Consider the following 22,896-nt stretch of genomic DNA (forward strand, 5'->3'; position numbering starts at 1 on the left):
GCGTTGCGGCGCTGTGCCGGCTTTACTGCGTGACGATCGGCGAGGGCTGGCCGGCGGCCTGCGCCTGCTGCTGCTCGTACATCGCCTGGAAGTTGATTTCCGCCAGGTGCACGGGCGGGAAGCCGCCGCGCTGGATCACGTCGGCCACGTTGCCGCGCAGGTACGGATAGACGATCTGGGGGCAGGCGATGCCCAGGATCGGGCCCATCTGGTCTTCCGGCAGGTTGCGGATCTCGAAGATGCCGGCCTGCTTGGCTTCGACCAGGAACACGGTCTTGTCCTGGATCTTGGTCTGCACGGTGGCCGACACGGTGATCTCGAAGATGCCTTCGGCCACCGGCTGGGCGTCCACGCCGAGTTGGATGTCGACCGTGGGCTGCTCCTGCTCGAGCAGGATGGCGGGCGAATTGGGCTGTTCGAGCGACAGGTCCTTGAGGTAGACGCGCTGGATCTGGAAAACGGGATCTTGGGCTTGCTGGTCGGCCATGGCTGAACTTTCGAGGATCAAAACAATGCCCGCCGGGGAGAGCTTCCCGCAGCGGGCTGCAGATGAATGAGCAGGCGATTATCGCCCCGCGGCCGGACCACTTCCGTGACGCCCGGCTGCTTTGTGTTTCAGGCGCCCTGCAAGAGCGGAACCAGGCCGCCGCGACCGTCCAGCGCCACCAGGTCGTCGCAGCCGCCCACATGGGTGTCGCCGATGAATATCTGCGGCACCGTGCGGCGCTGGGTGATCTCCATCATGGTGCTGCGGGCCGCGGGATCGCTGTCGATGCGAATTTCTTCGATCTCATCGACACCCTTGGACTTGAGGATCTGCTTGGCGCGAACGCAGTACGGGCAGAAGGCGGTGGTGTACATCTTGACGGCTTGCATACGCTGTACCTTGGGAAGACTTAAGCTTTTTCAACGGGCAGGTTAGCGTCTTTCCACGCCTTGAGGCCGCCGGAAACCGCTTGGGCCTGCTCGTAGCCGAGTTTCTTGGCCATGGCCACGGCGCGCTGGGCGCGGGCGCCGGTGGCGCACACCAGCAGCACCGGCACGCTCTTGTTCTTGACCGCGCCGGTCAGTTTTTCCTCGAGCTGGTTCAGGGGCACGTTCTTGGCGCCGATCATGTGGCCGGTGGCAAACTCTTCGGGTTCGCGCACGTCGACCAGCACCGCGCGTTCGCGGTTGATGAGCTGCACCGCCCCCTGGGCCGTGAGCGTGCCGCCGCCGGCGCCGCGCACGAGCGGCCAGGCCAGCATGCCACCCGAGCTGAGTGCGATCAGGATCAGCATCCAGTTCGCGGTGACGAATTCGATCAATTTCACGGGGGTTCCTTGGATGGCAAACCCGGGATTTTAGAATGCTGGTTTTCCCAAGCGCTGCCAAAGGCTTCCCACATGCACAAACTGGTACTGATCCGCCATGGCGAATCGACCTGGAATCTCGAAAACCGCTTCACCGGCTGGACCGACGTCGACCTCACCGAGACCGGCATCGAGCAGGCCAAGCAGGCCGGCCGGCTGCTCAAGGCCGAGGGCTACGACTTCGACGTCGCCTACACCAGCGTGCTCAAGCGCGCCACCCGCACGCTCTGGCACACGCTGGACGAGCTCGACCGCACCTGGCTGCCCGTGGTGCATTCGTGGCGCCTGAACGAGCGCCACTACGGCGCCCTGCAGGGCCTGAACAAGGCCGAAACCGCCAAGAAGTACGGCGACGAGCAGGTGCTGGTCTGGCGCCGCAGCTACGGCACCCCGCCGCCGCCGCTGGAAGCCGACGATCCGCGCAGCGAGCGCTCCGACGTGCGCTACGCCAAGCTGTCGCCCGAGCAGGTCCCGCTGACCGAATGCCTGAAGGACACGGTGGCGCGCGTGCTGCCGTTCTGGAACGAGTCGATGGCGCCGGCCATCCGCACCGGGCGCCGCCTGGTGGTGGCGGCGCACGGCAACTCGATCCGCGCGCTGGTCAAGTACCTCGACGGCATCTCCGACGACGCCATCGTCGGCCTGAACATCCCGAACGGCATTCCGCTGGTCTACGAACTCGACGACGAGCTCAAGCCGCTGCGGCACTACTACCTCGGCGACGCCGCGGCCGCCGAAAAGGCCGCCGCAGCGGTCGCCTCGCAGGGCAAGGGCTGAAAAAGAAAGCCCCTCGGCGGCGCTCCCCCGTGGAACCCCGGCAGGCAATTTGCTTCCAAGCTGTGTATATTGGTTCGACAGCCGACAAGGACAATCACTCATGATGGGTCAGAAACTGAAGATTACCGGCTGGGTTGCCGCCGGCGCCGTTGCCGGCGTCTTGACCACCGTCTCGTTGCAGACGGTTGCACGCGGTTCGCTTGCGCCGCTCCCGCTCGAAGAATTGCAGCAGCTTGCCGCGGTGTTCGGCATGGTCAAGAGCGACTATGTCGAGCCGGTCGACGAGAAAAAGCTCATTTCCGACGCCATCTCGGGGATGGTGGCCGGGCTCGACCCGCATTCCCAATACTTCGACAAGAAGTCCTTCAAGGAATTCAGGGAAGGCACCACCGGCCGCTTCGTCGGCGTGGGCATCGAGATTTCCCAGGAAGACGGGCTCATCAAGGTGGTGTCGCCGATCGAGGGCTCGCCGGCCTTCCGCGCGGGCTTGAAGCCCAACGACCTGATCACCAAGATCGACGACACGGCCGTGCGCGGCCTGTCGCTCAACGAAGCCGTCAAGCGCATGCGCGGCGAGGCCAACACCAAGGTGCTGCTGACCATCTTCCGCAAGGACGAGAGCCGCACCTTCCCGGTCACGATCACGCGCGAGGAAATCCGTACCCAGTCGGTGCGCGGCAAGGTCATGGAGCCGGGCTACGGCTGGATCCGGCTGTCGCAGTTCCAGGAACGCACGGTCGACGACTTCGTGAAGAAGGTCGAGGACATCTACAAGGAAGAGCCCAACCTCAAGGGCCTGGTGCTCGACCTGCGCAACGACCCGGGCGGCCTGCTCGACGCGGCCGTCGCCATCTCGGCCGCCTTCCTGCCCGAGAACGTCACGGTGGTGTCGACCGACGGCCAGCTGGCCGAGAGCAAGTCCGTCTACAAGGCGGCGCCCGAGTTCTACCAGCGCCGCTCCGGCAGCGACCCGCTGCGCAACCTGCCCGCGGCCCTCAAGACCGTGCCGCTGGTGGTGCTGGTGAACGAAGGCTCGGCCTCCGCGAGCGAGATCGTGGCCGGTGCGCTGCAGGACCACAAGCGCGCCACCGTCATGGGCAGCCAGACCTTCGGCAAGGGCTCGGTGCAGACGGTGCGCCCGCTCGGACCGGACACGGGCCTGAAGATCACCACGGCGCGCTACTACACGCCGAGCGGCACCTCGATCCAGGCCAAGGGCATCGTGCCCAACGTGCTGATCGACGAAAGCGCCGAAGGCAGCCCCTTCGCCGCCCTGCGCATGCGCGAGGCCGACCTCGAAAAGCACCTGGCCAGCGGCCAGGGCCCTGAAACGAAGGACCCGGAACGCGAAAAGGCCCGTGACGAAGCCCGCAAGCGCCTCGAGGAAGAAGCCAAGAAGCCGCCGCAGGACCGCAAGGTGCCCGAATTCGGCACCGACAAGGACTTCCCGCTGATGCAGGCGCTCAACCGCCTTAAGGGCCAGCCGGTGCTGGTCAGCAAGACGCAGGTCATCGTCGACAACAAGGAAGAGAAGAAGGAAAACTGAAGCCGTTGAGGCGGGCCGAGGCGCGCATGGACGATCACGACCTGCTGCGCTACTCGCGCCACATTCTTCTCGAGGAGTTCGGCATCGACGGGCAGGCGCGCGTCGGTGCCGGTCGCGTTCTTGTCATCGGTGCCGGCGGGCTGGGCTCGCCCGTCGCGCTCTATCTCGCGGCCGCCGGCGTCGGGCACATCGCGCTGGTGGACGACGACGAGGTCGATCTCACCAACCTGCAGCGCCAGGTCGCCCATACCAATGACCGCGTGGGCCGGCTCAAGGTCGAATCGGCCGCCGAGGCCATGCGCGCCATCAACCCCGACATCGCCATCGAGACGCACGCCCTGCGGGCCGACGAGGCGCTGCTTGCGCGCCTGGTCGAGGCCGCGGACGTGGTGGTCGACTGCTGCGACAACTTTGCCACCCGCCACGCGGTCAACCGCGCCTGCGTGGCGCATGGCAAGCCGCTGGTGGCGGGCGCCGCGATCCGCTTCGACGGCCAGTTGAGCGTGTACGACACGCGCGACGAAGCCTCGCCCTGCTATGCCTGCATCTTTCCGCCCGACGCGGCCTTCGAGGAAACGCTCTGCGCGGTGCTCGGCGTGTTCGGCCCGGTGGTCGGCACCATCGGCACGCTGCAGGCGAGCGAAGCGCTGAAGCTGCTCGCGGGCATCGGACCGTCGCTGGCGGGCAAGCTCCTGATGTTCGACGGGCGGCGCACCGCCTTCGATACGCTGAAGATCGCACGCGATCCGCACTGCAACGTCTGCGCGCAGCGCGCGCGCGCCTGAGCGGGCGCCGTTCAGGGCGCCGTTCGGTCAGGGCTTCTTCTTCGCGCCTTTTGCCTTGGCCGCACCTGCGGCTGCCGCGCCGGCACTGGGCTTTTGGGCCTCCGACAGCACGCCCTTGCAATCCGCATCCTGGCCCGGACCGGTCTCGATGGTCGCGGCCAGCGCCAGCAGCGGATTGAGCGCACCGAGCACCAGCGCGGCCAGGCCACGCTCGGCCAGCGGACCGGCCTGCACGCCGCCTGTGGGCGCACCGAAGCTGCCGCCGATGACCAGCGGCGAGCGCAGCGACAGGATGCTCGCGTCCTTGGGCTCGGGCCGGACCACGAAGTCGAGCTTTTCGGTCGCCAGGTTGGCCTGGCCGGTGGCGTAGAACACGGTGTCGGCGGTGTCGAGCACCATGCTGCGGCTGCTCATGACGCCCTTGTTGACGTCGAAGGCCATGGCGGCGCAGCGCAGCTCCACGTTCTGGTCGCCGCGCAGCAGGAACTTGATGATCTCGGCGCCATCCAGCCCCATGAACTCCAGCAGCAGGTTGCTGAACCGCCCCCGCCCCGTGAGCGCGGCCACGTCCCCGGAGGCGCCGCCGAGCCAGCTGGCCACCGAGTTGCCCCGGCCCGACAGGTTGATGCGACCATCGAGCCTGCTGAAGCTGCTGCGCATGGTTTCGATCTTCGGCACCAGGCGGTTGAGCTGCACGTTGCGCAGGTCGAGCGAGGCACGGATGTCGGCCGGGTTCTGGGTGGCGTCGATGCGGATCGCGCCGGCCAGCTTGCCGCCGCCCACGCCCAGGTCGAGCGGGTCGAGCGCAAGCACGCCGTTGTTCAGCTTGACCTGCACGCTGCCGCGGTCGAGCGGCACGTTGCGCACGTTGCGGATGCGGTCGGCCGCGTACTTCACGTCGGCGTTCATGGCGCGCAGGCGGTCGAAGTCGAGCGTGGCGCCGGGCAGCACCTTGGCGCCCGGAGCGCGCTTTTTTATCTGCTTGATGGTGGGTGGCGGCGCGACGCCCTCGACCGCCTTGGCCGAGCGCTCGGTGGGCGGCAGGCCGATGAGCGGGCCCAGGTCGTCCATGTCCATGACCTTGGAGCGCAGTTCCCCCGCCAGGTGCGGCACCTGGCCGGCCTTGTCGAAGCGCATGTCGCCGGCAATGTCCGAAAGGCCGAGCCTGCCCTTGAGTCCCGCCACTTCCCACAGCTTGCCGCGCTTGCGCAGGTCGCCGCTCAGTGCATAGGGAGAGGTCTCGGGCAGCGCGATGCCCAGCAGCGGGAACAAGGCGCCAAGCGTCTGGCCCTTGAGATCGAACCTGGCCTCGATGCCGTCGAGGTCGGCAAAGTCGGTCACCGTGCCCGAGGCCTTCAGCCGCGTCTGGCCGGCCGCGCCATCGACCTCCAGCGGAAACGGCCGCTGGCCGGCCGCCCTGAGCTGCAGCACGTTGCCGGTGCGGCCCTCGGCGCTCAGCGGCTGGCCCTTGTAGCGGCCCTTGATGCGGAAGCTCAGGGGAAGCTCCCCGCGGCTGGTGTCGTAGCTCACGTCCGCATGCAGGTCCACCCCCAGGTGCTTGGCCAGGAAGTCGACCACGCCGCCGTCCACCTGCATCAGGCCGATGACGGGCACGGTGCCGGGATCCGAGGTGTCCTTGCCGAGCGCCCAGGTGCGGCGGCCGTCCGGCTCCATTTGCAGGCCCAGCGTGGGCGAGGAAAGCGCCAGGCGCGGGATCACGACCTTCTGCGTGATGAGGGGCCAGAGCCGAATGTCGAACTCGGCGCGCTCGGCCTTGACCAGGTAGGGATCGCGGGCCCAGGGCGGATTGGCAAACTCGATGCCGTCGGCCTTGACGGTGGCGCCGCGCAGCCCGATGCCCACATCGAGCCGGCGCGTGATCTCGAACTTGCGCCCGGTCTTCTCGCTGACGTAGCGATTGACGGGTTCGCGCAAGGTGTCCCATGGGAAGAACGCCAGCAGCAACGCCAGTGCGGCAAGCAGCAGCACCAAAGCCGCAAGCAGCTTGAGCCAGAGCGGCCGGTTGCGAAGGACATTCGTTGCCATGAAAACTGGATATATCCGCGGCGCCGCGCCGCGGGTCGGCAAGGGGCCGCAGAAACCGTGAGGCATTGCCTACGGAATGGCCTCGCCAGTCCTTTCGTCAGAACGCGCCTACAACACCCTTCCTCCGAAACTTGCATGATGCTCGTCGGCGGCGCCACAAATTTCCGGTGTGCAGGCATTCGCCGGCAGGGCGTCGAAGATGCCTGCCAACGTCAGAGGAAGCGCGGTTCGGCATGGAGACAAGATTGCAGACCTACATCGTCGAAGACAACCTCACGATCCGTGAAAACCTCATTGGCACCCTGGAAGAACTCACCTGCACGACGGTGGTCGGCTTCGCCGAAACCGAGGCCCACGCGAGGCAGTGGCTGCACGACCACAGCGAGGAGTGGGACCTGGCGGTGGTCGACCTTTTCCTCAAGCAAGGCAGCGGCCTGGGCGTGCTCCAGGCCTGCACCTCGCGGCGGGCGAACCAGAAGGTGGTGGTGCTCAGCAACTATGCGACGCCCGACATCCGTCGGCGATGCGCCGAGTTCGGCGTGGATGCGGTGTTCGACAAGTCGAACGAGATCGACGCGCTGGTCGACTTCTGCATCCTGGAGGCGGTGGCTCACCGCCCCACCAGCGGGACCGGCGGCACCGGCTGAAGAAAAAGCCGGCCGCCGGCTGCCGCGGTCAGTCGATCAGCTTGTTCTTCAGTGCGTAGTACGTGAGGTCGCTGTTGGAGGACAGGTTCATCTTCTCCATCAGGCGCGTGCGGTAGGTGCTGACGGTCTTCACCGACAGCGACAACGTCTTGGCGATGTCACCCGCGGTCTCGCCCTTGGCGAGCTTCAGGAACACCTGGAATTCTCTTTCCGACAGCTGCTCGTGCGGTGCCGCGTCGTCCTTGCGGTCGAGCTGGCGCGCCAGCAGTTCCGCCACGGCCGGCGTGATGTAGCGGCGGCCGAGCGAGATGGTGCGAATGGCGTTGACGATCTCCATCGGATCGCACTCCTTGTTGAGGTAGCCGCTCGCACCCTGGCGGATGAGATTCATCGCGTAGTGCTCTTCGGGGTAGCCGCTCAGGATGAGGATGCCCACGTCCGGCGCCTTGGCGCGGATCATGGCGAGCGCGTCGATGCCGCTCTGCCCCGGCATGGAAAGGTCCATCACCAGCACGTCGAGCTCCGTGGTGCGCACGAGCTCGATGGCCTCGCGGCCGCTGGCGGCTTCGCCGGCCACGCGCAAGTCGACGTGTTCGGAGAAGAACTGCCTCAGGCCAGATCTGACGATGGCGTGGTCGTCCACAATTCCAATTTTGATCATCTGTTACTTTCTTCGTTGTGCCGCGCCTGCGGAAGCCGCAGCATGCCGGTCCCCTGCTTGTTGTCGATTATTCACGAACTTGTGTTGAAAGCACCTTCGAAAGTTTCATGCATTGGCTAGCCCCTCCAAAAATGGCCGTGAGCCTGCTGCTCGCGGCGCTGGCCGCGCTGGCCCTCGTTGGAATCAACGAGGCCGGCTACCGCCAGTCGAGCCGCGCCCTGGCAGACATCGACGCGGCGCTGAAGGTGCGCGGTACGCTCAACCAGATCCTGCAGAACATGCTCGATGCCGAAACCGGCCAGCGAGGCTACCTCCTGACCGGCGAAGCCAGCTACCGGCAACCTTACGACACGGCGGTCAAGCAGGTCGACGGCCACCTTGCGGCGCTACGCCAACTGTACGCCGAACGCCCGGCCGAGCGCACGCGGCTGGCGGAGCTTTCGAAGCATGTGCTGCGCAAGATCGCTGAAATGGACATGAGCGTGCGGCTGCGGCAGGACGGCAAGGACGAGGCCTGGAAATTCGTCATCACGACGGACGTGGGGCGCGAGGAAATGGATTCCATTCGCAAGACCGCCGGCGAATTGGCGGAGATCAGCAACCAGACCCTGCACCAGAGCCAGATCCAGGTGATGAAGTCGCTGCGGCTCGCGCGCATCGGTACCGCTATCGTCGCGCTTGCCGCGTTCCTCGCCTTCTTCCTGTACCTGCGGCAGGCGCACGCGCTGCGCTCCATCGGTGAGCGCCAGCAGGAAACACTGCAGCGCGAGCGCAATGCGCTCGAAGACGAAGTGCGCGAACGCACCGCATCACTGGCCGAGCTGGCCACGCACCTGCAGGACGTGCGCGAAACCGAGCGCGGCTATCTCGCGCGGGAGCTGCACGACGAGCTCGGCTCGCTGCTGACCGCCGCCAAGCTGGACGTGGCCCGCCTCAAGTCGCGGCTGCTGGAGGCGCCTGATGCCACCCAGCGGCTGCAGCACCTGACCGAGCTGCTCAACAGCGGCATCGCGCTCAAGCGCCGCATCATCGAGGACCTGCGGCCGTCGTCGCTGTCGAACCTCGGGCTGGTCGCATCGCTCGAGATCCTCGGGCGCGAGTTCGCCGAGCGCTCGGGCATCCAGGTGCAGATGGCGCTCGAACCGGTGGCCATGGACGAGTCGCGCCAGCTCACGATCTACCGCATGGTGCAGGAGAGCCTGACCAACATCGGCAAGTACGCCGAGGCCAGCGAAGCGACGATCGTCCTGAAGAACTACGAGAACCACGCGGTCGTGGAAGTGGCCGACAACGGCAAGGGCTTCGATCCCCAGCGCATCCGCCCGTCGACGCACGGCCTGGCAGGCATGCGCCACCGGGTCGAGGCGGCCCGGGGCAAGCTCACGATCTCTTCGACGCCGGGTCGTGGCACCCGCGTGAGCGCGATGCTGCCCATCGCGAAGCCGCTCTGAGCCCTGGAGGCGCCCTGCGGTATTTCTGCACGGATCGGCGTGCAAGGAACTCGGCCATCTCCTACGCTCCCCGCGCCCAGCCGCTGACAGCCCCTCGCAGGGGCGTCCACTTAAGGTTGCCGACGTGCCGTTCATTTCCTCTTGGACGAGCAATTTCCAACAACGAGCGAAGCCTCGAAGGAGTCCACATGTTGTATTACGCAGTGGTGTTTCTGGTCATCGCGCTGATCGCCGCCGTGTTCGGCTTCGGCGGCATTGCAGCCAGCGCGGTAGGGATCGCCAAGATCCTTTTCGTGATCTTCGCCGTGCTTGCCATCGCCAGTTTCCTGGCCGGCTTGCTACGACGCAAGTAGCGTAGGTACGATCCACAGGCTCCCGCAATTCATCTCCCCGGAAAGGAAAATTCATGAACACGACCAAGACTCCCTCGCAAGTTGCCGACGAGGCCCGCCAGACCGCCAACGACGCGGTGGAAACGACCCGGGCCTATGCACAGAACGCGGTGAATGCGGCCGGCGAGAAGGTCCGCGAATTGCGCCGCGACGCGGAACCCGCGGTCGAACAACTGGCAGCGCGCGTGCAGCAGGCAGTGCAGCGCGGCATCGACGCCGCCTCCACCACGAGCGCGCGCGCACAGCGCCGGCTGGAACAGGCGGCCGACGTCACCGGACGCTATATCTCCGACCAGCCCGTGCGTTCGGTGCTGATTGCCGCCGCAGCCGGCGCCGCGATCACCGCCCTCATCGTGCTGGCCAGCCGCAACCGCCGGGACGACTATTGATTTGATCCGCTGAAGGCACGCACGCAGTTCCACCGGTTCCGCGCACCATGCTTCATCCGATTTTTTCCACGGTGCTCGGGCATCCGGAACTCATCGCCGACCACGCCGCCAACTACGCGGCACTGGTAAGACAGGAGGCCTCGGAAGCGGGGCGCGGGATCGTTGCCCGCATCGTGGCCGGCGTGCTGGCGGTCGGCAGTGCCCTGCTGGCCCTGGGGCTCATCGGCGTGGCCGTGCTGATGGGCGTGCTCCACGGCAGCTTCCACTGGGTGCTGGTGGCGGTGCCCGGCGTCGCGCTGGTGATCGCCGCGATCTGCGCCTGGATGGCCGCCCGGCCGTTCCCCGGCTATGGATTCGACGATCTGCGCGCCCAGGTCGATGCCGACCTCCGGGCGCTGCACGAAGCAGGAGTTCGCCATGAACGGCACTGAGCGCAGCTTCCTGACGCCGCAGGAGCGGCTGGCCATCTCGCGCCGTGCACTCGTCAGGCAATTGAATGGCGAGGACGAGCCGGAGGACGACGGCGGCCGCGGCAGGCGCCGCACAGCGCAGGAACGTCCGGAAGCAATGCACGCCGCCGGCGAAGCGGCGGACCACCGGCGAACCTCATCGGCGCGCGGGCGCAACCAGTGGGTTTCGATGGCGCGCAGCATGACCGAGCGCTGGTGGCGCCGCCATCCGGCCCATGCGGTGGGCCAGCTCGCCCGCCCCCTGCTCGAACACTATGCCCGCAAGGAGCCCGCCAAGCTCATGGCACTGGCGGCCGCCACGGGGGCGGTGATCGTGTTGACCAAGCCGTGGCGCCTGCTCTCCTTCACGGCAGTGCTGGCGGCTGTGCTCAAGACATCCGACGTGGCTGACGTCGTCAACACGTTGATGCAGAAAAACACCAGCCCACGAAAGGATTCTTCATGAATGCCAATGCTTCCCCCGCCACGGGCGCGGCACGACCCGAGCGCCTGGTACTCGACGAGCAGGCCATCGGCGCCGCCGCCAAGAGCCTCGACGAAGGCGCGGTCACGCCGAGCTACGGCCCCTGGCGCGACGATGTCCTCAAGCTGCTGAACGACGCGCTGGCCACCGAACTGGTTTGCGTGCTGCGCTACAAGCGCCACTATTTCACCGCCAACGGCGTGTCGTCGCCCAAGATCGCCGAGGAATTCCTGGTGCACGCCAACGCGGAGTCGGCCCATGCCGACCGCATCGCGGAACGCATCGTGCAGCTGGGCGGGGAGCCGGACTTCGCGCCGACGCACCTGCTCGACCGCAGCCATGCGAGCTACGACGAATCCACCGACCTGCAGGCCATGGTGCGCGCCAATCTCGTGGCCGAGCGCATCGCCGTGGAAACGTACCGGCAGATGATCGCGCTGATCGGCGACAAGGACCCGACCACCCGGCGCATGCTGGAAGACATTCTTTCCGACGAGGAAGAGCACGCGGACGAACTCAAGGACTGGCTCGGCCACTGAAGCAGCCCTCTCTCCCAGCAAAAAGCCCGGACGAACCGGGCTTTTTTGCTGGGCAAGGGAAACGGTCAGCTTCTGACCTCGAGCTGGTTGTTCACCGAGGTCACGCCCTGCACGCCCTTGGCAATTTCCTCGGCGCGCGCCTTGGCGGCCGCCGTGGGTGCGGGGCCCTTCAGGCTCACGACGCCACCCTTGGTGTCGACGTCGATCTTGATCGCGCTCAGGTCCGGGTCCTTGGCGAGGCCCGCGGACACCGACGCGGTGATCGCGGCATCGTCCACCGTGGCGCTCACGGCCGCGCCGGCACTCTTTGCGGCGTCCTTCACCTCTGCGGCGGTGCCGGAGGCGTCGATCTTCGCCTTTGCGTCCTTCAGGGCCTCCGCGGTCTTGGCGGCGGCCGTGTCGGCCGCCTTCTCGGTCTTTTCGATGGCGCTGTCGAGCTTCTCGCCCGCGGTGCGGTTGCCCGCGTCGTCGCACGCGGCGAGGGTCAGCGCGGCACCGGCCAGCAGCACGGCAAGCCATGCGCGCGAAGACGGCATGGCGATGGTTGTTCGACGAATATTGTTCATTTGAATCCTCCAGTCGCTCGCACGGAGCAGGAAAAGGCGTGGTCCGAAGGGACCACGGCTCACTCTAGCTTTCGGATCGAACCGGCAGGGATGGCCGGCGGCGCGAAACCCTGTAGGACAGAAGGGTCAAGCCGTGACGATCCAGCCTTCGAGCGGATCGAACTGCTCCGGCAAGCCGTAGCCCGGACCGGGCGTGGAAGCACGCTGCGCGCTCCAGGCGGCCTGCACGAGGCAAAGCACCGCATCGATGTGGTCGCCGCGGGCGTCGCCGAGCAGTTCGGCGCGCTGGGCGCCGCTGAGCGCCAGCCGCAGGCCGAGCCGCGTGGTGCCGGCTTCGAGCGCCGCGAGCAGGTCGGTGCGTGCGGCCAGCCGCTCGGGTGTCTGCTTCGCGAGCTCGTCGCTCTTGTAGCTGCGGCGGCCGATCAGCTCGCGCGCGAGCAGCCCTGGATAGGCCTCGAGCGCAACGCGGCTGCCGTTGCTGCCCACGTGCAACCCTGGCAGGCTCGCGCCCGCGTTCAAGAGCGGCGGCACGCCCGCATGGAGCATGAAAGCCACCGGCGGGTTGACCCATTTCATCGACGTGCTCGAACCCGCGGGCCCGTCGGTCGCCCGGTGCGCGAACTTGCCGCCGGCAGGGCGGGCGGCACAAAAGGCTGCGAAGGTGGCGCGGATCTCGGCGCGGCTCAGGCCCGCATAGTGGCTCATGAGCGCGTTCCATTCCCGCGGCCAGTGCAGATACTCCACCAGCTCGCGCGGAAGCCCGAACGGAAAATCGAAGCCGCCGATCCATGCGGGTTCGCTGCGCAGCCACGCGGCCCAGGCATCGAGCGCCGTGAAGCGCTGCAGGCCCGCCAGCACCAGCTCGCCTGCATCGCCAATGCTGCCGCTGGCCACGACGATCGGCTTGCGCGCCGTGGGTGCGCAAGAGAAGTCGCAGCCGAACAGCAGCGCCGGGCTCATCGTCCTCACCCCAGCGCGAGCGCCACCACGCCGGCCGCGATGAAGCCGGCACCCAGCAGCCGCAGCAGGCGGTCGCCCTCGCGCAACAGATGGCCGCCGATCAGCGCGGCGAACAGCATCGAAACCTCGCGCGCCGGCGCGACGTGCGAAATGGGCGCCTGCTGCACCGCGTAGAGCACGAGCACGTACGAGACCGGACTGATCGCCGCCACCAGCAGCGCGTACTTCCACTGCGCGCGCCACATCCGCGCGGTGGCGGCGCGGTCGTGCAGCGCCGCGGGCAGCAGCAGGCCCACGCGCACGAAGTTGCTGAAGTAGTCGAGCAGGATCGGCGACATCGCCAGGAACTTCACGGCGTAGCTGTCGGCCACCGTGTAGGCCGCAATGAAGGCGCCGGTCAGCACGCCGTAGCGGAGGCCCTTGTGCACCCGCGCGCGCTGGGCAGGGTCATGCGTCTTGCGCCAGAGGCCCGGCCCGCCCGCCACCAGGAACACGCCGAGCACCACGCCCGCGATGCCCGCCACGCCCACCAGGCTGATGCGCTCGCCCAGGAACAGGATGGCCACCAGCGACGACAGCAGCGGGCCCGAGCCGCGCGCCAGCGGATAGACCACCGTGAGATCGGACTTGCGGTAGCCGCGCAGCAGGATGACGTAGTAGAAGACGTGCAGCACGCCGCTCAGCGCGACGAAGCCCCACTCCCGCAAGCCCCAGCCCGGCACCACGCGCCAGCCCAGCGCAATGCCCACGGGCGCCCAGACGATGGCCATGAACACGCCGCTCTGAAATGCGAAGCGCGCATCGCCGTTCGCCTTCTTGGCGGCGATGTTCCAGCTGGCATGAATGATCCCGGCAAGCAGGATCAGCGAAAAAGCGGAAAGCGGCACCCCGGAGAACGGGGCTTAGTGGCGCCCGACGATGGCGGCGGTGGCCATCAATTCTTCAAGCAGCGCGAGCGAGACCTTGCCCGACACCGCGTAAGGATTGAGTTCGGGCTTTTCCGAGTACTTGAGCAGCGTCGAGGCATTGAGCTTGGAGAGGTTGACCTGCCCCATGGTCCAGCCGCCGAAGCGGCGCTCGGAGATTTCCTCGTAGTGCAGCAGCACCACGTCCTTGTGGCGCGCATCGCGCTGGATGTGGCCGTAGAGTTCGCTGATGGCCATGCGCCCGCCTTCGATGGCCTGCAGGAAGGTGCCCGCACCATAGCAAAGAATGCCGGTGATGCCGCAGGCCGTGTTGTGCGTGCGCGATTGCGCGAGGATGGCTTCGATGGCCTCGGGGCTGGTATCGACCGCGCGGCTGGCGTAGAGAAGTCGGACCAGCATGTTCAGCTCCTTCTCGGCAAGAGGGAAAGGAATTCGCGCCGCAGGCTCGGGTCCTTGAGGAACACGCCGCGCATCACGGAGTTGATCATCTTGCTGTCCATTTCCTTCACGCCGCGCCAGGCCATGCAGAAATGCTCGGCTTCCATCACGAGCGCGAGGCCGTCGGGCTGCGTCTTTTCCTGGATCAGGTCGGCCAGCTGTACCACGGCCTCTTCCTGGATCTGCGGGCGGCCCATGACCCATTCGGCCAGGCGCGCGTACTTCGACAGGCCGATGACGTTGGTGTGCTCGTTGGGCATGATGCCGATCCACAGCTTGCCGATGATCGGGCAGAAGTGGTGCGAGCAGGCGCTGCGCACGGTGATCGGGCCGACAATCATCAGCTCGTTCAGGTGCTCGGCATTCGGGAATTCGGTGAGCGAAGGCGGTGCCACGTAGCGGCCCTTGAACACTTCGTTCAGGTACATCTTGGCCACGCGGCGCGCGGTGTTGCCGGTGTTGTGATCGTTCTCGAGGTCGATCACCAGGCTTTCGAGCACGCCCTTCATCTTGACCTCGACCTCGTCGAGCAGCGACTCGAGTTCGCCGGGTTCGATGAACTCGGCAATGTTGTCGTTGGCATTGAAGCGCCTGCGCGCCGCGGTCAGGCGCTCGCGGATCTTCACCGAGACGGGCGTGCCCTCGTCGTCGTTGTTGCCGTCAGGGCGCGGTTCCACGTCGGTTTTCCTCAGCATCCGCGCATGGTATCAGCGAACGCATTCCGGCCGGGGCCGGGGGGGAACACCGCGCAAGCGCCATTCATGCCAGCGCAAAATCGGCGACCAGCGGCAGGTGGTCGGACATGCGCGCCCAGATCGGGCCGCGCGGCACCGAACAGGCCACCGGCTCGAGCTGGCGCCCATAGACGAAATCGAGCTGCGCCACCGGCAGGCGCGAGGGATAGGTAAGGGTTCGCGGCCCGCGCAGGTCGCTGGTGTCGCGCAGGCCCATGGCGTTCATGGCGTAGCGCATGCGTGCGCCCCAGTCGTTGAAGTCGCCGGCAACGACCACCGCCTCGCCGGCCGGTACCTCGCGCTCGATGAACTCGCGCAGCCGCGCCACCTGCCGCACGCGGCTGCCCTTGATGAGTCCCAGGTGCACCACGATGGCATGCACCGGCCGGCCCTCCACCTCGATGACGACGTGCAGCAGGCCGCGCTGCTCGAAGCGGTGATCGGAAATGTCCTGGTGGCCGGTGCGGATCACCGGCCAGCGGGTCAAAAGCGCATTGCCGTGCTCGCCGTGGCGCGTGATGGCGTTGGTTTCGTAGACGGCGGTATAGCCCTCGGGCGCCAGGAAGTCGGCCTGCGGAAGCTCGGGCCAGCGCTCGAAGCGAAGCGCGGCCTGCCGGTTCATCTTGCGCACCTCCTGCAGGCAGACGATGTCGGCATCGAGCTGCTCGATGGCGTGCCCCAGGTTGTGGATCTCCAGGCGCCGGGCCAGCCCGATGCCCTGAACACCCTTGTGGATGTTGTAGGTGGCCACCCGGAGGTTGTATGCCGGCAGGTTCATCGCGCAAATTCTGGCAGCAACAGAATGGCTTCGGCGTTCGACGGGGAAAAGCATGCATCGGCCGCCTCGCGGTAGGGCAGCCACTTCCAGTGGGTGTGCTCGCGCGGCGCCAGCGTGGGCACCACGCGCTCGGGCACGCACAGGCCGAACAGGTGCTCGGTGTTGTGCGTCACGCCGGGCGCATAGCGCGAGCGCCAGCGTGGATAAATCTCGTAGACGTTGCGCAGCTGCCAGTCGACCAGCTGCGATGCGAGCGGGCTGCCCTCCCCGCACTGGATGCCGGTTTCCTCGGCCACCTCGCGCGCGGCGGTGAGCGCCAGCGGCTCGTCGGCCAGGTCCTTGCTGCCGGTGACCGACTGCCAGAAGTCCTCGGCATCGGCGCGGCGGATCAGCAGCACCTCGAGCGCCGGCGTATGGATGACGACCAGCACCGACTCCGGAATCTTCCAGGGCCGGACGCTGTCGGTCATGGGCGCATCAGGCGGGTTGCTGGACGTTGCGCAGCCGGATGTGCAGCTCGCGCAATTGCTTCTCGTCGACCGGGCTCGGCGCCTGCGTGAGCAGGTCCTGCGCGCGCTGGGTCTTGGGGAAGGCGATCACGTCGCGGATCGACTCGGCGCCGGTCATGAGCATGACCAGGCGGTCCAGGCCGATGGCGATGCCGCCGTGCGGCGGAGCGCCGTACTGCAGCGCGTCCAGCAGGAAGCCGAACTTGAGCTGCGCGTCCTCGGCGCTGATCTTGAGCGCGCGGAACACCTTGCTCTGCACTTCCTCGCGGTGGATACGCACCGAGCCGCCGCCCATCTCGATGCCGTTGAGCACCATGTCGTAGGCCTTGGCAATGCACTTCTCGGGCGCGGTGTCCATGAGGTCTTCATGGCCGTCCTTCGGCGCGGTGAACGGGTGGTGCACGGCGCTCCAGCGCTGGCCTTCCTCGTCGAACTCGAACATCGGGAAGTCGACCACCCAGAGCGGCGCCCAGCGGTCGTCGAAGAGGCCGGCCTTCTTGCCGAAGGCGCTGTGGCCGATCTTCACGCGCAGCGCGCCGATGGCGTCGTTGACGACCTTTTCCTTGTCGGCGCCGAAGAACAGGATGTCGCCGTTGCGCGCACCCGTGCGGGCGATGATCTCGGCCAGCGAGGCATCGTCGAGGTTCTTGACGATCGGGCTCTGCAGGCCTTCGCGGCCGGCCGCGGCGTCGTTGACCTTGATGTAGGCCAGGCCCTTGGCGCCGTAGATCTTGACGAACTCCTGGTAGGCGTCGATCTCGCCGCGCGAGAGGCCGCCCTCGGCGCCGCCGCCGGGCACGCGCAGCGCGACCACGCGGCCGCCCTTCATGGTGGCGGCATTCGAGAACACCTTGAACTCGACGCGCTTCATGAGCTCGGTGAGCTCGGTGAACTCGAGCTTCACGCGCAGGTCGGGCTTGTCCGAGCCGTACTTGAACATCGCGTCGCCGTACGTCATGGTCGGGAACACCGGCAGGTCGATGCCCGCGGCGTTGCGGAACACGTTGCGGATCATGCCTTCGAACATCTCGCGGATTTCTTCCTCCGCAAGGAACGAGGTCTCGATGTCGATCTGCGTGAATTCGGGCTGGCGGTCGGCGCGCAGGTCCTCGTCGCGGAAGCACTTCACGATCTGGTAGTAGCGGTCGTAGCCGGCCACCATCAGGAGCTGCTTGAAGAGCTGCGGCGACTGCGGCAGCGCGAAGAAGCTGCCGTCGTGCACGCGGCTGGGCACGAGGTAGTCGCGCGCGCCTTCGGGCGTGGACTTGCCGAGCATCGGGGTCTCGATGTCGATGAAGCCGTTGGCGTCGAGGAACTTGCGCGTTTCCATCGTGACCTTGTAGCGCAGCATCATGTTGCGCTGCATGGCCGGGCGGCGCAGGTCGAGCACGCGGTGCGTGAGGCGCGTGGTTTCCGACAGGTTGTCGTCGTCCAGCAGGAACGGCGGCGTGACCGACGGGTTCAGCACCTTGAGCTCATGGCACAGCACTTCGATCTTGCCGCTCTTGAGCTGGTCGTTGGTGGTGCCTTCGGGGCGGGCGCGCACCAGGCCGGTGATCTGCACGCAGAACTCGTTGCGCAGGTTCTCGGCCACGGCGAAGGTGGCGGCGCGATCGGGATCGCACACCACCTGCACGTAGCCTTCGCGGTCGCGCACGTCGATGAAGATCACGCCGCCATGGTCGCGGCGGCGGTTGACCCAGCCGCACAGGGTGACGGTTTGGCCCATCAGGGCATCGGTCACAAGACCGCAATAGTGAGTACGCATGGCCATATCTTGGATTCCGGCGCCGCGAAGGCGCGTTTTACTTGTTCGCGATGGACGAGGGGCCGCCGGGGACGACCACCCCCATTGAGACGATGTACTTGAGCGCTTCGTCCACGCTCATCCTGAGTTCGATGCAGTCGCTGCGCCTGAGCATCACGAAATAACCGCCCGTGGGATTGGGCGTGGTCGGCACGTAGACGCTGAGGTAGTCGCCGCCGCCCAGGTGCTCGACCACATCGCTGCCGGGCATGCCGGTCACGAAGGCGATGGTCCAGACCCCTTCGCGGGGCCACTGCACCAGCACCGCCGTGCGGAAGGCGTTGCCATTCTCGGAGAACAGCGTGTCGGACACCTGCTTGACGCTGGAGTAGATCGAGCGCACGACCGGGATGCGCCGCACCACGGCGTCGCCCCATCCGAGCAGCCGCTTGCCCACGAAATTGCTCGCAATGGCGCCCACGCCCAGCAGGATGGCCAGGGTGAGCAGCACGCCGAGCCCGCGCACATTGTTGTCGTGCAGCCATGCCTGCCAGACCGCCGGCAGCACCCAGAGCGTCTGGTCCAGCGTGTCGATGATCCATTTCAGCACCGCCAGGGTGATGAACAGCGGAACGATCACCAGCAAGCCGGAGAACAGCCATTTGCGCAGGGCGAGCATGGGGCGTTCTCAGTCGCTCTTGGCGGCAGCAGCCGGCGCGGGGGCCGGGCTGGGGGCAGGAATGGCGGCAGGCGCAGGGCTGGAAGTTTCCGCGGTGCTGGCGGCCGGCGCGGCGGCGGCGTCGCCGTTCTTGGCCGCGGTTGCAGGCTCGGCGGCCTTCTTGCCGCCGCCATCGCGGAAATCGGTCACGTACCAGCCGGAACCCTTGAGCTGGAAACCGGCGGCGGTGACTTGCTTCTCGAATGCACTTGCGCCGCACGCCGGACACACCGTGAGTGGTGCATCGGACATTTTCTGCAGGGCGTCCTTGGCGAAGCCGCAGGCGCTGCACTTGTAGGCGTAGATGGGCATGGAATTGAGTGGAAAAGCGGCGCAAAAACGAAGCAGAGGCCGCTCGCAAAGCCCTCGATTATAAGGGCGCCCCCGCGCCCCCGGGGGGCGCTAGACAGCCAACATCCGGTGCGGCGTGCGGGTGTCGGCCACCCACTGCGGCGCCAGCGATCCGGCCACCATGCCGGCAAAGGAGGCGAGCACGCCGGCCAGCTGGGCCGGAAATTCGCTGCCCCAGGGCATGGCCAGGAACAGCAGCCAGGTGCCGATGCCGAGCACAACAGAGGCAAGGGCGCCCTGCGTGGTGGCGCGGCGCCAGTAGAGCCCGCACACCAGCGGCACGAAGGCGCCGACCAGCGGCACCTGGTAGGCGCCCGACACCAGTTCGTAGATGGGGGTGCCCTGCATGCGGATCGCATAGGCCAGCACGGCGGCACTGAAGACCAGCACCGTGATGCGCATGGTCATGAGGTTCTGGCGGTCGGTGCCCGCGGGACGGAACTGGCGCCAGATGTTCTCGGTGAACGTGACACTCGGCGCCAGCAAGGTGGCCGAGGCGGTCGACTTGATGGCCGACAGCAGCGCGCCGAAGAACAGCACCTGCATCACGAAGGGCATTTTCTCGAGCACCAGCGTCGGCAGCACCTTCTGCGGATCTTCCTTCAGCAGCGCGGCCGACTGCTCCGGCATGATCAGCAGCGCGCTCGCCACCAGGAACATCGGCACGAAGGCGAACAGGATGTACGCCGCGCCGCCGATCACCGGGCCGCGCGTGGCAGCCTTGACGCTGTTGGCGGACATCACGCGCTGGAACACGTCCTGCTGCGGGATGGAGCCCAGCATCATCGTGATGGCGGCCGCGAAGAAGAAGACCATGTCGTGCCAGTTGGGCTCGGGCCAGAACTTGAAGAGGTCCTTGCTGAGCGCAAAGGCCACCACCTTGTCGGCGCCGCCGGCCATGTTGCCGGCGAACGTGGCGATGACGGCCAGCCCGGTGACCAGGATGATCATCTGGATGAAGTCGGTCACCGCCACCGACCACATGCCGCCGAACAGGGTGTAGGCCAGGATCGACACCACCCCGATCACCATGCCCGCCGGAATGGAGATGGCGCCGGCCGAAAGCACGTTGAACACCAGCCCCAGCGCCGTGACCTGCGCCGACACCCAGCCCAGGTAGCTCAGCATGATGATGAGCGAGCAGGCCACCTCGACGCCGCGGCCGTAGCGCTCGCGGTAGTAGTCGCTGATGGTCAGGAGCGTCATGCGGTAGAGCTTGCCCGCGAAGAACAGGCCCACCAGGATCAGGCAGGTGCCCGCGCCGAACGGGTCCTCGATCACGCCGTTCAGGCCGCCTTCGATGAACTTGGCCGGGATGCCGAGCACCGTTTCGGAGCCGAACCAGGTCGCGAAGGTGGTCGTCACGATCATGAAGAGCGGCAGGTGCCGCCCGGCGATGGCGAAATCGGTGGTGTTCTTCACCCGCTTGGCGGCGTACAGGCCAATCGCGATGGTGACCAGCAGATAAACGACAACCAGCGTCAGCAGCACGGGGACACTCCTCTAGAACAATTTCACGCGCACCAGCACTTGCATGGCGAGCAACCCCAATACAAATCCTATGCCACCGTAGATGATGGTCTGCAGCAGCCGGTTGGTGCGCTTCTGGGCGGCCAGCAGTTCCAGCAGCTCGCGGCGGTGGTCGGCGGGCCGATTTTCCAGGAAATCGTGAAGCAGGCGCGGCAGTTCGGGCAGCAGTTTTGCGTAGCGCGGCGCCTCGGCCTTGAGCTGCTGGAACAGCTTCTTCGGCCCGATCTGGTCGACCATCCACTTCTCGAGGAAGGGCTTGGCGGTGTGCCAGAGGTCGAGCTCCGGATCGAGCTGGCGGCCCAGGCCCTCGATGTTGAGCAGGGTCTTCTGCAACAGCACCAGCTGCGGCTGGATCTCGACGTGGAAGCGGCGCGAGGTCTGGAACAGGCGCATCAGCACCATGCCGAGCGAGATTTCCTTCAGCGGCCGGTCGAAGTACGGCTCGCAGACGGTGCGGATCGCTCCTTCGAGCTCGTCGATGCGCGTGCCCTCGGGCACCCAGCCGCTCTCCAGGTGCAGCTCGGCCACGCGCTTGTAGTCGCGCCGGAAGAAGGCCACGAAGTTCTGCGCCAGGTATTCCTTGTCCGACTCGGTCAGCGTGCCGATGATGCCGAAGTCCAGCGAGATGTAGCGCCCGAAGGTCTCCGGCGCGAGGCTCACCTGGATGTTGCCCGGGTGCATGTCGGCATGGAAGAAGCCGTCGCGGAACACCTGGGTGAAGAAGATCGTGACGCCGTCGCGCGCCAGCTTGGGAATGTCGACGCCGGCCGCGCGCAGGCGGTCGAGCTGGGCAATGGGCACGCCGTTCATGCGCTCCATCACGATCACCTCGGGGTGGCAGAAGTCCCAGAACATCTCGGGGATCAGCACCAGGTCGAGCGAGGCCATGTTGCGGCGCAGCTGGGCCGCGTTGGCCGCCTCGCGCACCAGGTCGAGCTCGTCGTGCAGGTACTTGTCGAACTCGCCGACCACCTCGCGCGGCTTCAGGCGCTTGCCGTCGGGCGAGAGCTTCTCGACCCAGCCGGCCATCATGGCCATGAGCGCCAGGTCTTTCTCGATCACGCCGCGCATGCTGGGGCGCAGCACCTTGACCGCGACCTCGCGCACCTCGCCTTCGTCGGTGCGGATGGTCGCAAAGTGGACCTGGGCGATCGACGCGCTGGCGATCGGCGTCTCGTCGAACTGCACGAACACGTCGCCCACCGGGCGGCGGAATGCGCGCTCGATGGTGGCGATGGCCACCGCCGAGGGGAACGGCGGCACGCGGTCCTGCAGGAAGGCGAGCTCGTCGGCGATGTCGGGCGGCAGCAGGTCGCGCCGGGTCGACAGCACCTGGCCGAACTTGACGAAGATCGGGCCCAGGCGTTCGAGCGCCTCGCGCAGGCGCTGGCCGCGGGGTGCGTCGAGGTTGCGGCCGATGGAGACGATGCGCGCCACCACGCGCAGCCAGGGTTTCTGGAAGCTCGTGAGCACGAGCTCGTCCAGGCCGTAGCGCAGCGCGACCCAGACGATGAAGATTCCGCGGTAGAAGCGCCTCATTCGGCCGTGCTCGCCGAGCCGGTCGATGGACCGCCGGCCTGCGGGGGCTTGCGACCGCCGACGAACTGGCGCAGCGCGTCCACGACCCGGCGCGCGCCATTGGAAATGGTGTGGGCCGGCACGTCGCCCACGAGGCGGGCGAGGTCGTCCTCGACGTCCCAGCGCACGTGGTCCACCAGCCAGTTGACCTCGGCGGCAAGCTGCACGTCGCCGATGATCTGCACCGAGGGCTTGCCGCCGCGCAGCGTGGCGCGGGCCAGCTCGAAGGGGGATTCGTCGGTGACGGTGAGCGTGAGCTCGGGCACCGAGCCGGCGGGCGCGAGGTCGAGCAGGCCGGCCGGCGTGGCCACCATCTCCATCGTCACGAAGCGCCACTGGAAGCGCACCACCCGCCCCTGCTGCCTGAGCAGCCGCTGCTGGGCCTCGGGTTCCTGCTGCAGCACATGGTTCAGGAACAGCACCGCGCGGTGCTGGATCTCGTGCACCGCCCAGGCGGGCGGCTGCAGGCGCTCGCCGATGCGATTGAACAGGTCGTCGAGAAAAGAAAATGGGGACGATGGTGTAGCCATGTCCCCATTATCC

At 66.9% G+C, this 22,896-nt stretch carries 28 protein-coding genes; 10 read left to right on the plus strand and 18 right to left on the minus strand.

Going from position 1 to position 22,896, the window contains the following annotated elements; all coding sequences use genetic code 11:
- Positions 1-22: 22 nt before the first annotated feature.
- From secB to RZE77_RS21830, 3 genes are all read right to left on the minus strand, one after another.
- Complete coding sequence (gene secB, locus RZE77_RS21820; RefSeq protein WP_015866874.1) at positions 23-487, minus strand: protein-export chaperone SecB; 465 nt, start codon at positions 485-487, stop codon at positions 23-25.
- 128 nt (positions 488-615) lie between these two features.
- Entirely contained in the window at positions 616-876 is a 261-nt protein-coding gene (grxC, locus tag RZE77_RS21825) for a glutaredoxin 3 (protein WP_319439243.1), read from the minus strand.
- A gap of 20 nt (positions 877-896) precedes the next feature.
- Positions 897-1,280 (minus strand): rhodanese-like domain-containing protein, encoded by a 384-nt coding sequence (locus RZE77_RS21830; RefSeq protein WP_405547645.1) that lies wholly within the window; start codon positions 1,278-1,280, stop codon positions 897-899.
- Positions 1,281-1,385: 105 nt separating this feature from the next.
- Here RZE77_RS21830 and gpmA point away from each other — a divergent pair, with 105 nt between their 5' ends.
- The 3 genes from gpmA (at position 1,386) to RZE77_RS21845 (ending at position 4,460) form a co-directional block, all read left to right on the plus strand.
- Positions 1,386-2,129, plus strand: a complete 744-nt coding sequence (gpmA, locus tag RZE77_RS21835; protein WP_015866877.1) for a 2,3-diphosphoglycerate-dependent phosphoglycerate mutase — start codon at positions 1,386-1,388, stop codon at positions 2,127-2,129.
- A gap of 103 nt (positions 2,130-2,232) precedes the next feature.
- Positions 2,233-3,675, plus strand: a complete 1,443-nt coding sequence (locus tag RZE77_RS21840; protein ID WP_319433078.1) for a S41 family peptidase — start codon at positions 2,233-2,235, stop codon at positions 3,673-3,675.
- A 26-nt stretch (positions 3,676-3,701) separates the two neighbouring features.
- Complete coding sequence (locus RZE77_RS21845) at positions 3,702-4,460, plus strand: HesA/MoeB/ThiF family protein (protein ID WP_319439244.1); 759 nt, start codon at positions 3,702-3,704, stop codon at positions 4,458-4,460.
- A gap of 27 nt (positions 4,461-4,487) precedes the next feature.
- On the opposite strand, the gene RZE77_RS21850 is transcribed toward RZE77_RS21845, so the two are convergent.
- Complete coding sequence (locus tag RZE77_RS21850) at positions 4,488-6,506, minus strand: AsmA family protein (protein ID WP_319439245.1); 2,019 nt, start codon at positions 6,504-6,506, stop codon at positions 4,488-4,490.
- Positions 6,507-6,739: 233 nt separating this feature from the next.
- On the opposite strand from RZE77_RS21850, the gene RZE77_RS21855 reads away from it, so the two are divergent.
- Positions 6,740-7,153 (plus strand): response regulator, encoded by a 414-nt coding sequence (locus RZE77_RS21855; protein WP_015866881.1) that lies wholly within the window; start codon positions 6,740-6,742, stop codon positions 7,151-7,153.
- A 28-nt stretch (positions 7,154-7,181) separates the two neighbouring features.
- On the opposite strand, the gene RZE77_RS21860 is transcribed toward RZE77_RS21855, so the two are convergent.
- Complete coding sequence (locus tag RZE77_RS21860) at positions 7,182-7,814, minus strand: response regulator (RefSeq protein ID WP_015866882.1); 633 nt, start codon at positions 7,812-7,814, stop codon at positions 7,182-7,184.
- 131 nt (positions 7,815-7,945) lie between these two features.
- Between RZE77_RS21860 and RZE77_RS21865 the strand changes: the two genes are divergently transcribed.
- The 6 genes from RZE77_RS21865 to RZE77_RS21890 all read left to right on the plus strand — a co-directional run bounded on the left by RZE77_RS21865 (position 7,946) and on the right by RZE77_RS21890 (position 11,518).
- Positions 7,946-9,265 (plus strand): CHASE3 domain-containing protein, encoded by a 1,320-nt coding sequence (locus RZE77_RS21865; RefSeq protein ID WP_319442396.1) that lies wholly within the window; start codon positions 7,946-7,948, stop codon positions 9,263-9,265.
- A gap of 188 nt (positions 9,266-9,453) precedes the next feature.
- On the plus strand, positions 9,454-9,618 hold the full coding sequence (locus RZE77_RS21870; protein WP_015866884.1) for a DUF1328 domain-containing protein: 165 nt from the start codon (positions 9,454-9,456) through the stop codon (positions 9,616-9,618).
- Between the two features lie 53 nt (positions 9,619-9,671).
- Positions 9,672-10,046 (plus strand): hypothetical protein, encoded by a 375-nt coding sequence (locus RZE77_RS21875; RefSeq protein ID WP_319439246.1) that lies wholly within the window; start codon positions 9,672-9,674, stop codon positions 10,044-10,046.
- A 47-nt stretch (positions 10,047-10,093) separates the two neighbouring features.
- The gene (locus RZE77_RS21880) at positions 10,094-10,477 is read left to right on the plus strand and encodes a TMEM134/230 family protein (protein WP_319439247.1); all 384 of its coding nucleotides are present in this window, start codon (positions 10,094-10,096) and stop codon (positions 10,475-10,477) included.
- Positions 10,464-10,961 (plus strand): hypothetical protein, encoded by a 498-nt coding sequence (locus tag RZE77_RS21885; RefSeq protein WP_319439248.1) that lies wholly within the window; start codon positions 10,464-10,466, stop codon positions 10,959-10,961. Before RZE77_RS21880 ends, RZE77_RS21885 begins: the two co-directional genes overlap by 14 nt.
- The gene (locus tag RZE77_RS21890) at positions 10,958-11,518 is read left to right on the plus strand and encodes a ferritin-like domain-containing protein (protein ID WP_319439249.1); all 561 of its coding nucleotides are present in this window, start codon (positions 10,958-10,960) and stop codon (positions 11,516-11,518) included. Before RZE77_RS21885 ends, RZE77_RS21890 begins: the two co-directional genes overlap by 4 nt.
- A 65-nt stretch (positions 11,519-11,583) precedes the next feature.
- On the opposite strand, the gene RZE77_RS21895 is transcribed toward RZE77_RS21890, so the two are convergent.
- From RZE77_RS21895 to RZE77_RS21955, 13 genes are all read right to left on the minus strand, one after another.
- Positions 11,584-12,084: a BON domain-containing protein gene (locus RZE77_RS21895; protein ID WP_319439250.1), complete on the minus strand. Its 501-nt coding sequence runs from the start codon at positions 12,082-12,084 to the stop codon at positions 11,584-11,586.
- A gap of 126 nt (positions 12,085-12,210) precedes the next feature.
- Complete coding sequence (locus RZE77_RS21900) at positions 12,211-13,044, minus strand: DUF429 domain-containing protein (RefSeq protein WP_319439251.1); 834 nt, start codon at positions 13,042-13,044, stop codon at positions 12,211-12,213.
- Between the two features lie 5 nt (positions 13,045-13,049).
- A complete protein-coding gene (locus RZE77_RS21905; protein WP_319439252.1) occupies positions 13,050-13,931 on the minus strand; it encodes a DMT family transporter in 882 nt (293 codons plus the stop codon).
- A 15-nt stretch (positions 13,932-13,946) separates the two neighbouring features.
- The gene (locus tag RZE77_RS21910; RefSeq protein ID WP_307699463.1) at positions 13,947-14,369 is read right to left on the minus strand and encodes a BLUF domain-containing protein; all 423 of its coding nucleotides are present in this window, start codon (positions 14,367-14,369) and stop codon (positions 13,947-13,949) included.
- Between the two features lie 2 nt (positions 14,370-14,371).
- A complete protein-coding gene (folE, locus tag RZE77_RS21915) occupies positions 14,372-15,103 on the minus strand; it encodes a GTP cyclohydrolase I (RefSeq protein ID WP_015866893.1) in 732 nt (243 codons plus the stop codon).
- A gap of 64 nt (positions 15,104-15,167) precedes the next feature.
- A complete protein-coding gene (locus tag RZE77_RS21920) occupies positions 15,168-15,920 on the minus strand; it encodes an endonuclease/exonuclease/phosphatase family protein (protein ID WP_319427396.1) in 753 nt (250 codons plus the stop codon).
- On the minus strand, positions 15,917-16,390 hold the full coding sequence (nudB, locus tag RZE77_RS21925; protein ID WP_319439253.1) for a dihydroneopterin triphosphate diphosphatase: 474 nt from the start codon (positions 16,388-16,390) through the stop codon (positions 15,917-15,919). Before nudB ends, RZE77_RS21920 begins: the two co-directional genes overlap by 4 nt.
- Before the next feature lie 7 nt (positions 16,391-16,397).
- Positions 16,398-18,203, minus strand: coding sequence for an aspartate--tRNA ligase (gene aspS / locus RZE77_RS21930; protein WP_319439254.1), 1,806 nt, complete (start codon positions 18,201-18,203; stop codon positions 16,398-16,400).
- A 31-nt stretch (positions 18,204-18,234) separates the two neighbouring features.
- The gene (locus tag RZE77_RS21935; RefSeq protein WP_319439255.1) at positions 18,235-18,855 is read right to left on the minus strand and encodes a DUF502 domain-containing protein; all 621 of its coding nucleotides are present in this window, start codon (positions 18,853-18,855) and stop codon (positions 18,235-18,237) included.
- Positions 18,856-18,864: 9 nt separating this feature from the next.
- Positions 18,865-19,206: an FmdB family zinc ribbon protein gene (locus RZE77_RS21940; protein ID WP_319439256.1), complete on the minus strand. Its 342-nt coding sequence runs from the start codon at positions 19,204-19,206 to the stop codon at positions 18,865-18,867.
- Between the two features lie 90 nt (positions 19,207-19,296).
- On the minus strand, positions 19,297-20,736 hold the full coding sequence (locus tag RZE77_RS21945) for a high affinity choline transporter 1 (protein ID WP_319439257.1): 1,440 nt from the start codon (positions 20,734-20,736) through the stop codon (positions 19,297-19,299).
- A 12-nt stretch (positions 20,737-20,748) separates the two neighbouring features.
- On the minus strand, positions 20,749-22,314 hold the full coding sequence (ubiB, locus tag RZE77_RS21950; RefSeq protein WP_319439258.1) for a ubiquinone biosynthesis regulatory protein kinase UbiB: 1,566 nt from the start codon (positions 22,312-22,314) through the stop codon (positions 20,749-20,751).
- The gene (locus RZE77_RS21955; protein ID WP_319439259.1) at positions 22,311-22,883 is read right to left on the minus strand and encodes a ubiquinone biosynthesis accessory factor UbiJ; all 573 of its coding nucleotides are present in this window, start codon (positions 22,881-22,883) and stop codon (positions 22,311-22,313) included. The genes ubiB and RZE77_RS21955 overlap by 4 nt, the downstream gene beginning before the upstream one ends.
- Positions 22,884-22,896: the final 13 nt, after the last annotated feature.

This window comes from Variovorax sp. SPNA7 (assembly GCF_033807855.1).
Taxonomy (GTDB): domain Bacteria; phylum Pseudomonadota; class Gammaproteobacteria; order Burkholderiales; family Burkholderiaceae_C; genus Variovorax; species Variovorax beijingensis.

Bases quoted from the DNA above. Each gene is read 5' to 3' on its own strand.
- RZE77_RS21920 (WP_319427396.1), bottom strand. From the start codon at position 15,920: ATGAACCTGCCGGCATACAACCTCCGGGTGGCCACCTACAACATCCAC.
- RZE77_RS21940 (WP_319439256.1), bottom strand. From the start codon at position 19,206: ATGCCCATCTACGCCTACAAGTGCAGCGCCTGCGGCTTCGCCAAGGAC.
- RZE77_RS21895 (WP_319439250.1), bottom strand. From the start codon at position 12,084: ATGAACAATATTCGTCGAACAACCATCGCCATGCCGTCTTCGCGCGCA.
- RZE77_RS21955 (WP_319439259.1), bottom strand. From the start codon at position 22,883: ATGGCTACACCATCGTCCCCATTTTCTTTTCTCGACGACCTGTTCAAT.
- RZE77_RS21850 (WP_319439245.1), bottom strand. From the start codon at position 6,506: ATGGCAACGAATGTCCTTCGCAACCGGCCGCTCTGGCTCAAGCTGCTT.
- RZE77_RS21900 (WP_319439251.1), bottom strand. From the start codon at position 13,044: ATGAGCCCGGCGCTGCTGTTCGGCTGCGACTTCTCTTGCGCACCCACG.
- folE (WP_015866893.1), bottom strand. From the start codon at position 15,103: ATGCTGAGGAAAACCGACGTGGAACCGCGCCCTGACGGCAACAACGAC.
- RZE77_RS21890 (WP_319439249.1), top strand. From the start codon at position 10,958: ATGAATGCCAATGCTTCCCCCGCCACGGGCGCGGCACGACCCGAGCGC.
- RZE77_RS21865 (WP_319442396.1), top strand. From the start codon at position 7,946: ATGGCCGTGAGCCTGCTGCTCGCGGCGCTGGCCGCGCTGGCCCTCGTT.
- RZE77_RS21885 (WP_319439248.1), top strand. From the start codon at position 10,464: ATGAACGGCACTGAGCGCAGCTTCCTGACGCCGCAGGAGCGGCTGGCC.
- RZE77_RS21880 (WP_319439247.1), top strand. From the start codon at position 10,094: ATGCTTCATCCGATTTTTTCCACGGTGCTCGGGCATCCGGAACTCATC.
- grxC (WP_319439243.1), bottom strand. From the start codon at position 876: ATGCAAGCCGTCAAGATGTACACCACCGCCTTCTGCCCGTACTGCGTT.
- RZE77_RS21870 (WP_015866884.1), top strand. From the start codon at position 9,454: ATGTTGTATTACGCAGTGGTGTTTCTGGTCATCGCGCTGATCGCCGCC.
- gpmA (WP_015866877.1), top strand. From the start codon at position 1,386: ATGCACAAACTGGTACTGATCCGCCATGGCGAATCGACCTGGAATCTC.
- RZE77_RS21830 (WP_405547645.1), bottom strand. From the start codon at position 1,280: ATGCTGATCCTGATCGCACTCAGCTCGGGTGGCATGCTGGCCTGGCCG.
- nudB (WP_319439253.1), bottom strand. From the start codon at position 16,390: ATGACCGACAGCGTCCGGCCCTGGAAGATTCCGGAGTCGGTGCTGGTC.
- aspS (WP_319439254.1), bottom strand. From the start codon at position 18,203: ATGGCCATGCGTACTCACTATTGCGGTCTTGTGACCGATGCCCTGATG.
- RZE77_RS21935 (WP_319439255.1), bottom strand. From the start codon at position 18,855: ATGCTCGCCCTGCGCAAATGGCTGTTCTCCGGCTTGCTGGTGATCGTT.
- RZE77_RS21840 (WP_319433078.1), top strand. From the start codon at position 2,233: ATGGGTCAGAAACTGAAGATTACCGGCTGGGTTGCCGCCGGCGCCGTT.
- secB (WP_015866874.1), bottom strand. From the start codon at position 487: ATGGCCGACCAGCAAGCCCAAGATCCCGTTTTCCAGATCCAGCGCGTC.
- ubiB (WP_319439258.1), bottom strand. From the start codon at position 22,314: ATGAGGCGCTTCTACCGCGGAATCTTCATCGTCTGGGTCGCGCTGCGC.
- RZE77_RS21845 (WP_319439244.1), top strand. From the start codon at position 3,702: ATGGACGATCACGACCTGCTGCGCTACTCGCGCCACATTCTTCTCGAG.
- RZE77_RS21855 (WP_015866881.1), top strand. From the start codon at position 6,740: ATGGAGACAAGATTGCAGACCTACATCGTCGAAGACAACCTCACGATC.
- RZE77_RS21860 (WP_015866882.1), bottom strand. From the start codon at position 7,814: ATGATCAAAATTGGAATTGTGGACGACCACGCCATCGTCAGATCTGGC.
- RZE77_RS21875 (WP_319439246.1), top strand. From the start codon at position 9,672: ATGAACACGACCAAGACTCCCTCGCAAGTTGCCGACGAGGCCCGCCAG.
- RZE77_RS21910 (WP_307699463.1), bottom strand. From the start codon at position 14,369: ATGCTGGTCCGACTTCTCTACGCCAGCCGCGCGGTCGATACCAGCCCC.